Annotated in this window: 18 protein-coding genes and 1 riboswitch; of the genes, 11 read left to right on the forward strand and 7 right to left on the reverse strand. The window is 43.2% G+C overall.

The genetic code is table 11. The features are described from left to right. Positions 1-112 precede the first annotated feature (112 nt). Positions 113-212, forward strand: a riboswitch (purine riboswitch). Positions 213-266: 54 nt separating this feature from the next. Continuing rightward, positions 267-1,259: an adenosine deaminase gene (add, locus tag ACIGG7_RS02885; RefSeq protein ID WP_397548730.1), complete on the forward strand. Its 993-nt coding sequence runs from the start codon at positions 267-269 to the stop codon at positions 1,257-1,259. A 79-nt stretch (positions 1,260-1,338) separates the two neighbouring features. Here the strand turns inward: add and ACIGG7_RS02890 are convergent, their stop codons facing one another. After that, the gene (locus ACIGG7_RS02890; protein ID WP_397548731.1) at positions 1,339-1,521 is read right to left on the reverse strand and encodes a CsbD family protein; all 183 of its coding nucleotides are present in this window, start codon (positions 1,519-1,521) and stop codon (positions 1,339-1,341) included. 365 nt (positions 1,522-1,886) lie between these two features. Between ACIGG7_RS02890 and ACIGG7_RS02895 the strand changes: the two genes are divergently transcribed. Further along, positions 1,887-2,399 (forward strand): DUF402 domain-containing protein, encoded by a 513-nt coding sequence (locus ACIGG7_RS02895; RefSeq protein WP_397548732.1) that lies wholly within the window; start codon positions 1,887-1,889, stop codon positions 2,397-2,399. Between the two features lie 45 nt (positions 2,400-2,444). Here ACIGG7_RS02895 and ACIGG7_RS02900 read toward each other — a convergent pair whose 3' ends face one another. Next, a complete protein-coding gene (locus tag ACIGG7_RS02900; protein ID WP_397548733.1) occupies positions 2,445-2,588 on the reverse strand; it encodes a hypothetical protein in 144 nt (47 codons plus the stop codon). A 177-nt stretch (positions 2,589-2,765) separates the two neighbouring features. On the opposite strand from ACIGG7_RS02900, the gene ACIGG7_RS02905 reads away from it, so the two are divergent. The 3 genes from ACIGG7_RS02905 (at position 2,766) to ACIGG7_RS02915 (ending at position 4,197) form a co-directional block, all read left to right on the forward strand. Then, entirely contained in the window at positions 2,766-3,092 is a 327-nt protein-coding gene (locus ACIGG7_RS02905) for an ArsR/SmtB family transcription factor (RefSeq protein ID WP_224942445.1), read from the forward strand. Between the two features lie 177 nt (positions 3,093-3,269). Continuing rightward, the gene (locus tag ACIGG7_RS02910) at positions 3,270-3,785 is read left to right on the forward strand and encodes an SRPBCC domain-containing protein (RefSeq protein WP_397548734.1); all 516 of its coding nucleotides are present in this window, start codon (positions 3,270-3,272) and stop codon (positions 3,783-3,785) included. 34 nt (positions 3,786-3,819) lie between these two features. After that, positions 3,820-4,197 carry a VOC family protein gene (locus ACIGG7_RS02915; protein WP_397548735.1) on the forward strand — a complete coding sequence of 126 codons (378 nt, stop codon included), beginning with the start codon at positions 3,820-3,822 and terminating at the stop codon, positions 4,195-4,197. Positions 4,198-4,267: 70 nt separating this feature from the next. Here the strand turns inward: ACIGG7_RS02915 and ACIGG7_RS02920 are convergent, their stop codons facing one another. Next, positions 4,268-4,510 carry a hypothetical protein gene (locus tag ACIGG7_RS02920; protein WP_397548736.1) on the reverse strand — a complete coding sequence of 81 codons (243 nt, stop codon included), beginning with the start codon at positions 4,508-4,510 and terminating at the stop codon, positions 4,268-4,270. A 71-nt stretch (positions 4,511-4,581) separates the two neighbouring features. After that, on the reverse strand, positions 4,582-5,205 hold the full coding sequence (locus tag ACIGG7_RS02925; protein ID WP_224942449.1) for an HNH endonuclease family protein: 624 nt from the start codon (positions 5,203-5,205) through the stop codon (positions 4,582-4,584). A gap of 343 nt (positions 5,206-5,548) precedes the next feature. Here ACIGG7_RS02925 and ACIGG7_RS02930 point away from each other — a divergent pair, with 343 nt between their 5' ends. Further along, the gene (locus tag ACIGG7_RS02930; RefSeq protein ID WP_397548737.1) at positions 5,549-5,941 is read left to right on the forward strand and encodes a cell division protein FtsQ/DivIB; all 393 of its coding nucleotides are present in this window, start codon (positions 5,549-5,551) and stop codon (positions 5,939-5,941) included. A gap of 16 nt (positions 5,942-5,957) precedes the next feature. Further along, complete coding sequence (locus ACIGG7_RS02935; protein ID WP_397548738.1) at positions 5,958-6,464, forward strand: GNAT family N-acetyltransferase; 507 nt, start codon at positions 5,958-5,960, stop codon at positions 6,462-6,464. A 488-nt stretch (positions 6,465-6,952) separates the two neighbouring features. On the opposite strand, the gene ACIGG7_RS02940 is transcribed toward ACIGG7_RS02935, so the two are convergent. After that, positions 6,953-7,966: a hypothetical protein gene (locus ACIGG7_RS02940; RefSeq protein ID WP_397548739.1), complete on the reverse strand. Its 1,014-nt coding sequence runs from the start codon at positions 7,964-7,966 to the stop codon at positions 6,953-6,955. Beyond that, complete coding sequence (locus ACIGG7_RS02945) at positions 7,959-8,843, reverse strand: ABC transporter permease subunit (protein WP_397548740.1); 885 nt, start codon at positions 8,841-8,843, stop codon at positions 7,959-7,961. Before ACIGG7_RS02945 ends, ACIGG7_RS02940 begins: the two co-directional genes overlap by 8 nt. Positions 8,844-8,957: 114 nt before the next feature. On the opposite strand from ACIGG7_RS02945, the gene ACIGG7_RS02950 reads away from it, so the two are divergent. From ACIGG7_RS02950 to ACIGG7_RS02965, 4 genes are all read left to right on the forward strand, one after another. Then, on the forward strand, positions 8,958-9,632 hold the full coding sequence (locus ACIGG7_RS02950; protein WP_397548741.1) for a hypothetical protein: 675 nt from the start codon (positions 8,958-8,960) through the stop codon (positions 9,630-9,632). Between the two features lie 28 nt (positions 9,633-9,660). After that, on the forward strand, positions 9,661-10,095 hold the full coding sequence (locus ACIGG7_RS02955) for a DUF4275 family protein (RefSeq protein ID WP_397549085.1): 435 nt from the start codon (positions 9,661-9,663) through the stop codon (positions 10,093-10,095). 241 nt (positions 10,096-10,336) lie between these two features. Then, positions 10,337-10,876, forward strand: a complete 540-nt coding sequence (locus tag ACIGG7_RS02960; protein WP_397548742.1) for a GNAT family N-acetyltransferase — start codon at positions 10,337-10,339, stop codon at positions 10,874-10,876. 57 nt (positions 10,877-10,933) lie between these two features. Further along, positions 10,934-11,371, forward strand: a complete 438-nt coding sequence (locus ACIGG7_RS02965) for a DUF4275 family protein (protein ID WP_397548743.1) — start codon at positions 10,934-10,936, stop codon at positions 11,369-11,371. Between the two features lie 35 nt (positions 11,372-11,406). Here the strand turns inward: ACIGG7_RS02965 and ACIGG7_RS02970 are convergent, their stop codons facing one another. Next, positions 11,407-11,754 (reverse strand): potassium channel family protein, encoded by a 348-nt coding sequence (locus tag ACIGG7_RS02970; protein ID WP_397548744.1) that lies wholly within the window; start codon positions 11,752-11,754, stop codon positions 11,407-11,409. Positions 11,755-11,952: the final 198 nt, after the last annotated feature.

An 11,952-nucleotide genomic window follows, 5' to 3' on the forward strand; every position in this document is an offset into this window, starting at 1 on the left:
GGGGAAGCATGGGGACGGTTCTGCTGCTTCGATTTTAATCTGAAGGGAAGCACGAGAACCGTCCTCGCGCTTCCCTTGACATTCCAACCGATTTTTATTATCGTAATAAAAAACATCATATGTTTCTCACATTCGTATAACTCCAACAATATGGGTTGGGGGTCTCTACCAGGAACCAAAAAATCCTGATTACGAAGAAGGTACTGTTATTTGTATTTTCTTCGTAATCAGGATTTTTTTTATAGAAAAATTGAGGAGGTCCAACGATGAATTATTCTACAATGCCAAAAATTGAACTGCACTGCCATCTGGATGGGAGTGTCAGACCCGAGACGATCATTGAACTAGCAAAGAAGGACGGTATCCACATTCCTTCGTTTGATAAAGAAGAGATCAAAGAAGAACTGATTGCCCCATTAGACTGTGAATCATTGGATGAATACTTGGAGAAATTCTCGATCCCGAATGCTGTAATGCAGTCAAAGGAAAATTTAAAAAGAATCACCTATGAGCTTTATGAAGATGCAGCCAGGGAACAGGTGAAATATATGGAGGTCCGGTTCGCTCCGTTGCTTCATACACAAAAAGGATTATCGGTAGAAGAGATCATTGGAAGTGTCATTGAAGGGATGAAAGAAGCGGAAGAGAAATTTGATATTAAAGGAAATATCATTTTGTGTTGTATGAGAACGATGTCGCCTGAAAGTGCGTTTGAGGTTGTGGAAAAGGGGAAGGGCTTCCTTGGAAAAGGAGTCGTCGCCATTGATTTATGTGCATCCGAAGAAGCAGGATTCTGTGGTAAATTCATTGAACCCATTGCCCTTGCGAGAGAGTACGGCTACAGAGTCACCATCCACGCCGGCGAAACGGGAATCGGAAAAAATGTGCTAGAGGCCGTTGAATGGCTGGGTGCAGAACGAATCGGGCACGGTGTCTATATTACGGACTGTCCGGAAGCGTATCAGGTTGTAAAGGATAAGGGGATTGTGCTTGAAATCTGTCCAACGAGCAATGTTCAGACGAAAGCCGTCGAAGAGTTCTGCGATCACCCTTTGTATGATTTTCACAGAGACGGAATCAAGATCACCATCAATACAGACAACAGAACGGTGTCCGATACCACGATGACCAAGGAATGTGAGTTGGTCTGGGGTGAGTTTGCGATGAGTGAGGAGGATTATCGGGAGATTTATTTGAACAGTGTGGAGGCTGCTTTTGCGAGCGATGAGGCGAAGGCAGGGTTGAGGAAGTATTTGTAGGGAAAGCATGGGGGACGGTTCTGCTGCTTCATTTTGACGTAAAAGAAAGCGCGAGAAGAGCCCCCGCGCTTTCTGGCTGTTACCAACTCTTTTTTAAGGATTCCTTCACATCTCCAGCCTTTTCTTGAATCTTCCCTTTATCCTTGTCGCGTTCTCCTTCTGCAATCATAGAATCGTCGTTTGTCAGTTTGCCTAGCCCTTTCTTCAAATCTCCCTTTGCCTGCTTTGTTTTTCCATTTACTTGATCATGATTTTCCCGCATGTTTTCACTACCTCATTTCTATGGTTTGATTTCTTACTATTCAATATCCACTTGGAATGAAAAATAAACAAAAGACAGTCGGGAAATAATGGGATTTTTGGAAGATCAGGGACGGATTCGATTTAACTTTTGCAAAAGAAAGCGGGGGAGTGGTTCTCCCCCGCTTCTCAAACCGCTTGTATCATTTCCACCCAATTTCCAAAAGGGGCTCTGAACTCAAACGGTTCGAACCCGGGTATCGGTATCCCTTTCAGGATTTGAATGTTATGCTTCTCTAATATGTTTCTCCAAGTTGAAATATCATCGACCTGGTAAGCACGGGGACGGTTCTACTGCTTCCCAAAACTAAGTAAAGGTTGTTGAAAATGAAAGATATTCTGGAAAGAAAGATTAAATATACTTTAGACGTTGTGGATTATAGATGTAAGGTATTAGAGTCACAGGATCGAAGGGCGAAGCTTTTTCATCTCATCGAAACGCCTTTTTCCATAGTTAGTAAAAAGGGTGAAATAACGATTCCTAAAGGAAGTTATACCGTAGCTTATTATTGGGAAGATCGACCGTACAATGTGTATTTTTGGAGAAGCCGCGATGGAGGATTCCTGGGCGCGTACTTTAACTTGGTGAAAAATACAAAAATTACGTCTGAGATGGTTTCGTTTGAAGATTTAATTTTGGACGTATTAGTGTATCCAGATGGAAGGTATGCCATTTTAGATGAAGATGAGCTGCCCACTTCCATTGAGCTTTTTGAAAATGGTACAGTGAAAGAATCCTTACATGCATTGATCACTGAAATGGATGGCATCATGGAGGAAGTGAAACAAGAGGCGGCTGGTCAATATAGTCATGATGCACTTTCACCTTATCTGGCATAGACGTAACAGAAAAAAACCAGAACCATGTGGATCTGGTTTTTTTCTCTATATATGATCGGTACTCATCCTCTGCGCCTCTGGTTCAAGCTCAGCTGCTGCTCGCGCATTTTCATTATGTCGATCGTTTTGATTTTCGTTCTCTAATATACGGTGCTTCTCTATGTCTTTCTCCTTTTTCTTATTGTCCATGGAATCACCTCCTATGCATAATATGCTCCATTTTCATTTGGAACATGAACTGGGACGTGGGGACAGGTACCTTGTCCCACGAGCCACCGTACCTGTCCCCATGGTTCTTTTGCCCTTTTTTGAAAATTTTCTAAATATTCCTTGACGGGAATATTCCTTTCGGAGTATATTATATATATGAAAACCATATTAACTGCTCTCGCCGAGCCAAATCGCCTGCAAATAGTCGAACTTCTGCGTGATGGCCCTCTTACAGTGGGGGAAATCACCGACAAACTACGAATGAACCAGCCGCAAGTTTCGAAGCATCTCAGAGTATTGAATCAGTCAGGGCTAGTCGAAGTTCAACCAATCGCCAATCGACGATACTACAAGCTAAGACCCGAGCCGTTTAAAGAGTTGGATACGTGGGTGGAATCGTATAGACACCTTTGGAATGAACGATTTGACCGATTGGAGGACTACCTGCACAAAGTACAGCGAAAGGAAGTGGAGGAAGAATAGCCGGAAGTTGTTCATGAAGCAGCCGTATGTATGAAAAATGAAACATAGTTAGAAAGAAAGAAGGAGTTACGGATTCTCTGAAGAATACTACAATCGGTTGCTTTTTTTTACAGGGCTATTGAAGGTAAAGCCATCACGTTTTCACATATGTACATTTCAATCTGAGGAGGAAACGACATGTCCGTCAACAATCAAGTATCGAGAGTAGAAGATAGCCGGGTACTAGTGCTGGAGAGGGTTTTCGACGCACCGCGTGACCTGGTGTTCTCGATGTTCAAAGAACCGGAGCATCTCAAGAACTGGTGGGGACCAAGAGGCTGGGAGCTGCCGGTATGCCGAGTGGATTTCCGTCCTGGCGGTGTCTGGCACTACTGCATGAAGTGCGTGGATCAAAGCCAGGGTCAATTCTACGGGATGGAATCTTGGGGAAAAGGTGTTTATCAAGAAATCATCGAGCCGGAAAAGATCGTCTACATCGATGCTTTCTCGGATGCAGAAGGCCATACGAATGAAGACATGCCATCAACAGAAGTGACGCTTGAATTCATTGATATGGGCAGCAAGACGAAGCTGGTCAGCCGTTCTGTGTACTCATCGGCAGACGCTCTTAAGACCGTTATGGACATGGGAATGATACAGGGAATCACTGAAACGTGGGATCGTTTGGAAGAAGCTCTTCAAATCGTAAAATAAATAAATGAACTTATTTTAAAGGGGTCGAAAATCTATGATTAATAAAGTCGGTCAAATTATGTTATACGTCAATAACCAGGATGAGGCAGTAACCTTTTGGACGGAAAAAGTAGGATTTGTAGTAAAAGCTGAGGAAGATAACGGTCAAGGAATGAGATGGATTGAAGTGGCCCCGAAGGACGCCGAAACAAGCATCATTCTGCACAACAAGGAATTCGTGGCAAAGATGTCAGCTGGGGTCAATCTTGGTACGCCTTCCTTAATGTTTTTCACCGATCGTTTCGATGATCTGTATACTGATCTTTCCAATAAGAAAATCAAAGTAGGGGAAATTGTCAATATGCCTGCTGGCAGAGTATTTAACTTTGCTGATGATGAAGATAATTATTTTGCGGTGATGGAGAAGAAGTAAATAAAGGGCCAAGGGGACAGGTACCTTGGCACAATGTTGAAAAAGAGCCGCGGTTCCCCGCGGCTCTTTGTTATGGACGTTCCAACACAGCAGCCAGCATCTTATGCACAACCTCATGATCCCGCACATCGTGCAACTTATATTCATCACCGGGCAACGAATACCATTCTTCTGCTCCAACATAGGTGATTTCGAGTGTAAGCACACCATCCTCATCACAGGTCGTCACCAGTTCAAGCTCCCCGCTGATCACACCGACCTCAGACGTCATGACCCCGTGAGTTGCCGTAAAAACAGTTGATTTCTTTTCCATATGTATCCCTCCATTCTGGATATGAACAATGCCCGTACGAGCTGATCGTACGGGCATTTCCGTTATTCACATTAGTAGATGCAGCTGTTTAGCATGCCTTGAAGGGCCGTTTTTTCTGAAGACTGCAGGCTTAAGCCCCATTTGTATTTCGTGCTGATCCACCATTTTGAGTATCCGCAGGCTGCGCCGGAACGAGGAGGCTGCCATGTGGATGGATCCTGGTCGCCTTTGGAGCGGTTGGAGCTGGCACTAACGGCGATCAGCTGCGGGCCGCTTAGGTCATTGGCGAAGTCTTCGCGCTTTTGTGTCGTCCAGCTGCTGGCACCGGAACGCCATGCTTCGGCAAGCGGAACGACGTGGTCGATATCAAGATCGGACGGATCGGTAAACGTCACGCCGTCATAATAACTGTACCATGATCCTGATGTGACAGGGCAACTGCCGCTGTAACTATCGGCGTCGCGTTGCAGGACTAGCTGGCGGGTGTCACAACCGTTACCCTGGCCAATCCAGTGAGGGAATTTGTCCCTGGAATAGCCGGTCATGGAACCTTCTGATTTTACAGTAAGAGCATTTAATTGAGACTGGGCTGTGGACTTCGACGGTGTGCCAGGCGGGAATGCCAGCGCCGATGGCAGGGATAAAGCGAACGAGAGAAGTAGGGCAACAACAATCAACATCGATTTCTTTAGCATGGGAAAGCCTCCTGTATGTATTTTTTTATATCAACCTTTCATTCCTTTAGAGAATGGAAGGTTCATAGTACAACCATGTAGTCAGGCAGTGAGAAATGATTTTTTTTATGAGGAATGGCATATAGTGTGTTCGCTTCTACTTGAATGATAGGGGATGGAATAACCTTCTAACAAGTTAATATTTTGTAAACGATGGTATTTTTAGAAAGATGAATCTTTATGCCTGTACCTTCAGAATCATTTTATGTGACGTTATCACTAGATGAAGTTGTGAAGAAATAAGTGGATATGGCAAAGGTAATTTGAAATAATTGGATAAATGGAGTGTGCTTGGGGGAGATCAATGAAAAGGACAATACTGACTTTCGTTTTTATCATTCTTTTTGGTTTTATCAGCTATTCCATGTTATACAACGGTTTTTCCGGAGTAAAAAGCATAAGCATACAAGAGTACGATGAAACATTTGAGGGGGCTGAAGAGATTACCGATCAAGAAATCATCGCAACCGTCACGGGCATTTTGAATCGGTCGAATAAAATGACCAATATACATTATAAACTTGTTGTGCAGCTAACCTACAAACTTCAACTGGAATATAAGGAGACTAAGGAAGTTTTATTTCTTCACGAAGGATTCGATACAAATGAAACGTTGATTTCCAGTGATAGTAGGGATCATTTTTTCAAGATCAATCAGAAACAAATAGATAAAATTGTTCAGCTTTTATTGAAGTAGAAATGGAGGATGGATCATGATACATATTCATAAAGCAAACCCTAGCCACATACAAGGTATAAAAAAAGTCTGCTCTGATGGTTATTGGGCAACGTACCGCGATATCTACACGAAAGAATATATTGAAAGAGTGATAGAAGATTTTTATAACGATGAACGAATACTGAACGAAGTCACAACATCGGACCGGTATTGGGGAGGATATTTTGTAGCCGTTGAAAACGATGAAGTCATCGGCGCTGGTGGAGGTGGTATGATCGGTGAGACCGATGGAGAACTGTTTGTCCTATACTTGGATCCAACCAGGCGGAATGAAGGGATCGGGACGCTCTTGTTAGAGGCCATCACTCAACAGCAGAAAGAAGAATTCCATGCCAACAAGCAATGGGTGTCTGTGCAAAAAGGGAACGAGAAAGGGATTCCTTTTTACGAAGCGAAGGGGTTTGGGTATGAGAGGGAGCAGCCTGTTTATGGGAATGAGGAGGGGGAGTATCGATCGTTGCGGTATTCGCGTGATGTGTAAGGCTGTGGTCATCATACTTTCCTATTGGTTCATAATCTGTGAGAAGGTTTAAAGAAAATTCGACACAAGGGATTAATTATTTAAAAAAGGGATTAATAAATCGGAAAGAGGATTAAAAAATTCTGAATTGGATTAATAATCTTCAATCCGGATCAAATCTCGACGAAATTGGATCAAATCGAAAATCCTTGTAGGGTATTGCACACTCAAACCATTACCACATCCCCTTCCAGGAGCCGACTCCAGCTAGAAATAGACAATCTACCATCTTTCCCCCTCAAAAAGCAGTTAAAAAAGGACAGGTAGATCCCAATTCGAACATTTCATCGCTTTGTTTCCGGTCCCGAAGTCCATCTAACCTGAAAAAGAGCCACGGGACCTGTCCCCATGGCTCTCTTCGCGAGATATTTAAGAAGCAGGGGGACGGTTCTAATGCTTCATTTGAATCAAAAAGGGAAGCACAGGAACCGTCCCCGTGCTTCTTGGCTTCACCCCTTAAACGTAAACAATTCCTCTGAACGTACCACTTTTTCGTTGGCCTTCTTTTCTCCACTCACTTCTTTTTGAAAAGGAAGATCACTATCAATCAACACCTTCTTTAACGTGGTGCTGATGGAATTGATGCTCAGGATCAGGATGGAGAATAGAATCAACGGGACGACCACGAGCAAGGGAGTGGTGAACACTTGCTGGATGTTCATGCTGATGGTGGCAGCCCATTCATTCGTTTCTGAAAAATAAACCGGGTTGCTTGGTTCAAAAGGACCGATAGCAAATTCCGCCACCTTCATTCCACCAAGAGCCATTAAGATAATACCGAGTTGAATGAGCAGGGAAAGGGCCTGTGATACCTGTTCGGAAAATAACACGATGGAGTGACGCAGAAATTGTGGCAGGAGATGTTTCCGGATAAGGTGAAACCTGCCCGCGCCCATGGTCTTCGAGACATCAACAAATTCCTGCTTCATAAAGAGTTTCATTTCTTCTCCCAGATAGATCCCTAAAGAGGGAATCGTGATGGCCGCGATCCCGGCTAGTTGGATAAAAAAGTAGCGGCCGGATGGGAGGGCGTCTCCCTGGAAAGCCCCCTCTAACGGTGCTAAAAGCCCAAACACGACAATGGCAAGAGGAAGGTATTGAAACGCTTCTCCCAGTCCTTTCAATGTGCGGGTGAATGAACCGGGTAAAAACGTATAAAGAAGGGCGAATCCAAATCCAAAAATCATCCTGAGAGCTGCTATGAAAAGGGCAGCGAAAATCGTGAATTTTGCACCGGCAATCAGGAGGAGCAGGAAATTCCGGCCCAGACGGTCACTTCCGAGTAGCGGCATTTCTTCAGGCGTAAAGGGCGGTGCAGCCGTCACCTTATTGTTGTCATCCATTAAATATTGGGTGATTTTATCATAGTCAGGGTTCAGGAATGGAATCAAAAAGCTTGCCACAAGGAGACCGAAGATGATCAACACAGGAAAAGCCAACCGTTTGACGAGTGTCCTAGACATGGTATTCTCCTCCTTTCAGCCATTTCTTCAACAGCAGTGACCCGATTGTAAATACGATGTAAAACGGGACGAAAATCAGAAGCATCCCGATGAAAAACGCCGGCGATGACGACGTTGCCGTTCTGAGCAGAACCGTCATGAAGCCTTTAATATTAAATAAAACCTCAATGACAAGCAGGTTCGAAAGCATGAGAAGAAAGATCGGCTTCAAATGCAGGAAGAAGTGGATCCACACATTCCGGAACACATGGAACCAGATCGTATAGCTCTTTTTGAACCCTTTAGAAAAGGAGAACTCTACATAAGGTTTACTTTCTTCTTCCTTTAGCTGGAATAAGAATTGTTTCACTAAAAACACGACGGGCAGAAACGAGAGGCAAATGATGGGCAGCATATAAATCTGTTCTTCACCGGTCGTATAGATGTCGAATAAGAGGAAGTCTGTTTTTTTGAACAGCCAAATGATGAACAGCTGGAACAACACGACGAGGAATACATCCGGTATTCCGTCGAGGATGTTGACCACTTTTTCTGAGACCCTGTAAAGCCTTCTCGGCATAAGCATCATTAGGTAACTCACGACAACCGAAATTAGGATGGCGACAGCAAATGAGATGAACAATAGGCTAAACGAATACGGATAGGTCTTGAGAAAAATGTCGAACATCCCGTATTGTTTATCCTCTGCGCCCCACAGCACGATGATAGAAGAGGGGGAAGCGAGTTCAAGTATCGTCTGCCATAAACGAAGGCCATAGGCTCCCACGTTGATGACAAGCTCTGTATCATAATCCAATAAAGCGCTGATTCCGCTGAGTAGAAACAAACCGATGAACACAATTGCAAAATGAAGAGGCGCACGTAATGCTTTAATCATGGAAGTCCACCTTCCTAACTCTGGTAAAATTACATTTTTTACTAGTTTCATGCTACAATAAAGACATTCAATAGTAAACACGATTCAGAAAATAGTGTCGAAGGTGATAATGGAATGTGTCGAAATAGATTGGTTTTTGTTTTACTCGTTTCATCCTGTTTCTTCCTAACGGCCTGCAGGGTTGTCTTTGATCCATTCGCCCAAAACGCGGAGCAAAAGGAAATTCAAAAAGAACATCGGCAAAAAGCGGACGTTCAGGAGCAGGAGGAAGTCGTTCAGGAAGAGCCAGAAGAACCAGCGTTTAACATTGATGCGTCTCTTACACTGAATGGAGAGAATATGGTGTTGTCAGGTAATACGGACTTACCGGCTGATACCTTACTGACGATTAGTCTGAAGCCTTATAAAGGAAATGCAACGGTTAAAGACATTGAAGGTCATACTGCCGGTACACTGAATGAAGTACCTGCAAATATTGTGGGGATTGGGACCTCGGTTGAAGAGGGTGGAGCCCTTGCAACGAAAACCCTTCAAAGACCGGATACATCGACCCGCTATAAACTTGAATTACTCTTTGAACCTGCCGGGCAGGAGGAAGAAATCAAGCAGCAATTAATCGAACAAGCCGGCAATCTGGATGAACTGGCCGGACTTCAAGTATTAAAGGAAGCAGATTCAGAGAAATCGATGACCCATGGGGATGAAGCAGTGAAGGGATATATCCAAACCGTCAACATCATGAAAGCCGATGAAGAGAATGGGGACGGCGTGACGTTGGAGTTTGAGTAAGCGCATAGTTAACGGAGGAACGAAGATGATAGACCTGTACGATAGACTGACCGCTCGTCATATGAAGGTCACTGAAATGCCCGAATGGAGCAACTACCTATTGAAGAAGTGGGAAGAGACGTTTGTGTCCCACCTGAACGACGAAGAAAAGGAATCGATCTTTCTTCATAGTGACCGATACTCCTGCGGATTTCTTTGGCATGTGTTTAGTTATGAGAGAACCGATCGTTTTGTTGGCGAGAAGGCCAAACAGTATTTTCAAAAACAGTCAAAAAAAGAATGCTTTGTGTTTTATCAACTAAAAGACGATGTTCTTCTCCTGAAAAACGCGTCGGGGATTCGAATGGAAGACTTACTGGATGAAGAGGATGTGTATATTGTCGATAAAGAGTTCACCTGGACGTACGTACAAACGCATGATAGTGGGGAGTTCGGTCCTTATTTCACCCATAAGTCGAGCTAAAATCAGATTGAGTCAAAAAAGGAATGCCATTCACTCCCTGGTATTCCTTTTTTGCTTTTCTGGTTTTTGAATCATGGCATACGCGACATATCCAATCAATCTAATGCCAAAAGAGAAAGGAGCAGGGGGACGGTTCTAGTGCTTCCTGAAGATACAGCATGATGGAAAGACAGAACAATTGAGCAGAGGTTTGTGGTATACATAATGTATAAGAGTAAATTATCAATAAAGCGGTGAATCTATGAAAATTTTAGAAAAGTTTCCGGATGTACCTAAAATCGAGACGGAACGCATCATCCTTAGAAAAATCACAGAGGATGATGCAGAAGATATGTATGTATATGCTTCGAATGGAGAAGTAACGAGACTTGTCACGTGGGATACTCATTCTTCACTATCAGATACCGTTCGGTTTATCCAAACGTTTTTACCTCGATATGATGCATTATGGGGAATTGAGCTTAAAGAAAATGGAACGTTTATTGGGACCGTTCACTTTGTTTGGTGGCAGTCAGAACACAATAGTGCCGAAATGGGATATGTCCTATCTCATGAATACTGGGGCAAGGGGTTAATGACCGAAGCAGCTGAGGCCATCATCTCTTTTGGTTTTGACCGTATGAACTTGGTTCGTATTCAGGCGAGGTGCTTTTTAGAAAACAAAGGTTCCGAGGGCGTGATGAAAAAGGTAGGGATGTCTTTCGAAGGGATAAGCAGAAAGGCAATGTATGTGAAAGGAGAACATAAGGACTTAAAGGTATACTCGATTTTGAAGTTTTGAGCATGGGCCGGTTCTGGTGTAATGCTTTCGGATTGGTTTGAAAATTGGAGGAACAACATGAAAGATCTGTACGAAAGATTGAAAGATCGAAACATGAAGAGCATTGAAATTCCCAAGTGGGGGCCTTACTTACGTAAGAAATGGGAAGCAGCGTTTGTGTCTCATCTTAGCGATGAAGATAAGGAATCGATTTTTCTTCATGATGATGGAAGCTTCTGTGGCTATCTTTGGCATGTGTTTAGTTATGAAAAGAAAGAGTGTTTGGAAAGAGAAAAGGCTCAAGATGCGTTTCGTCAGCAGCCAAAGAAGGGTTGTTACGTGTTTTATCAGCATTCGGATTATGCTCTACTTCTCGAAAATGCCTCGCGGCTTAGCGTGGATGACTTAATGGATGAACAGGATGTTTATGTAGTTGATAAAAAATTTAACTGGACTTACGTTCAAACACATGAAACAGGGTATTGTGGTCCTTATTTTTGTCATAGGACGAACTGAATATCTGCTGAAGAGAAACAAATAAGGAATGCCATTCACTCCCTGGCATTCCTTTTCTTCTTTTCCGGTTTCTGAATCATGGCATACGCGACATACCCAATCAAACCAATGAATGCTCCATTCCCGCAAAAGATATAGAGGATAGTGAACACTTTCCCAAAGGTGGTTTGAGGTTCAAAGCTGGGATGCCCGATGGTGCTTAGGGTCACCACACAAAAATAAAGAGCGTCGATGATGGATAGTCCTTCCTGTTTCACATAGAAGGTGGTGCCTGAAAATAAAAGAATGAGAACCAATGTAAAAAGAACTTGAAAGTTTTTAAGTTTAAAAGCTTGCCATAACGCTTTGACTAGTCGTTTCACAGTAAGAAAAAATGAAATCATGGTTGTAAGGGACTCCTTCTTAGGTGGTGATTTCTCTATATCTGATAGCATACCAGATGGAATGATCCGTTGAGAAGAGATGCTTTTGACTCATGGTGTGCGTGAAGATTCAAAGAAAATTCGACACGGAGGATTAATTATTTTAAAAAGGGGATGAATAATTCGGAAAGAGGATTAAAAAAATCTGAACGGGATTAA

The sequence above is a fragment of the Rossellomorea sp. NPDC077527 genome, assembly GCF_044542955.1.
GTDB lineage: Bacteria > Bacillota > Bacilli > Bacillales > Bacillaceae_B > Rossellomorea > Rossellomorea aquimaris_E.

Excerpts from the sequence above, each read along its gene's own strand:
- add (WP_397548730.1), top strand. The coding sequence starts at position 267 with ATGAATTATTCTACAATGCCAAAAATTGAACTGCACTGCCATCTGGAT.
- ACIGG7_RS02890 (WP_397548731.1), bottom strand. The coding sequence starts at position 1,521 with ATGCGGGAAAATCATGATCAAGTAAATGGAAAAACAAAGCAGGCAAAG.
- ACIGG7_RS02895 (WP_397548732.1), top strand. The coding sequence starts at position 1,887 with ATGAAAGATATTCTGGAAAGAAAGATTAAATATACTTTAGACGTTGTG.
- ACIGG7_RS02900 (WP_397548733.1), bottom strand. The coding sequence starts at position 2,588 with ATGGACAATAAGAAAAAGGAGAAAGACATAGAGAAGCACCGTATATTA.
- ACIGG7_RS02905 (WP_224942445.1), top strand. The coding sequence starts at position 2,766 with ATGAAAACCATATTAACTGCTCTCGCCGAGCCAAATCGCCTGCAAATA.
- ACIGG7_RS02910 (WP_397548734.1), top strand. The coding sequence starts at position 3,270 with ATGTCCGTCAACAATCAAGTATCGAGAGTAGAAGATAGCCGGGTACTA.
- ACIGG7_RS02915 (WP_397548735.1), top strand. The coding sequence starts at position 3,820 with ATGATTAATAAAGTCGGTCAAATTATGTTATACGTCAATAACCAGGAT.
- ACIGG7_RS02920 (WP_397548736.1), bottom strand. The coding sequence starts at position 4,510 with ATGGAAAAGAAATCAACTGTTTTTACGGCAACTCACGGGGTCATGACG.
- ACIGG7_RS02925 (WP_224942449.1), bottom strand. The coding sequence starts at position 5,205 with ATGCTAAAGAAATCGATGTTGATTGTTGTTGCCCTACTTCTCTCGTTC.
- ACIGG7_RS02930 (WP_397548737.1), top strand. The coding sequence starts at position 5,549 with ATGAAAAGGACAATACTGACTTTCGTTTTTATCATTCTTTTTGGTTTT.
- ACIGG7_RS02935 (WP_397548738.1), top strand. The coding sequence starts at position 5,958 with ATGATACATATTCATAAAGCAAACCCTAGCCACATACAAGGTATAAAA.
- ACIGG7_RS02940 (WP_397548739.1), bottom strand. The coding sequence starts at position 7,966 with ATGTCTAGGACACTCGTCAAACGGTTGGCTTTTCCTGTGTTGATCATC.
- ACIGG7_RS02945 (WP_397548740.1), bottom strand. The coding sequence starts at position 8,843 with ATGATTAAAGCATTACGTGCGCCTCTTCATTTTGCAATTGTGTTCATC.
- ACIGG7_RS02950 (WP_397548741.1), top strand. The coding sequence starts at position 8,958 with ATGTGTCGAAATAGATTGGTTTTTGTTTTACTCGTTTCATCCTGTTTC.
- ACIGG7_RS02960 (WP_397548742.1), top strand. The coding sequence starts at position 10,337 with ATGAAAATTTTAGAAAAGTTTCCGGATGTACCTAAAATCGAGACGGAA.
- ACIGG7_RS02965 (WP_397548743.1), top strand. The coding sequence starts at position 10,934 with ATGAAAGATCTGTACGAAAGATTGAAAGATCGAAACATGAAGAGCATT.
- ACIGG7_RS02970 (WP_397548744.1), bottom strand. The coding sequence starts at position 11,754 with ATGATTTCATTTTTTCTTACTGTGAAACGACTAGTCAAAGCGTTATGG.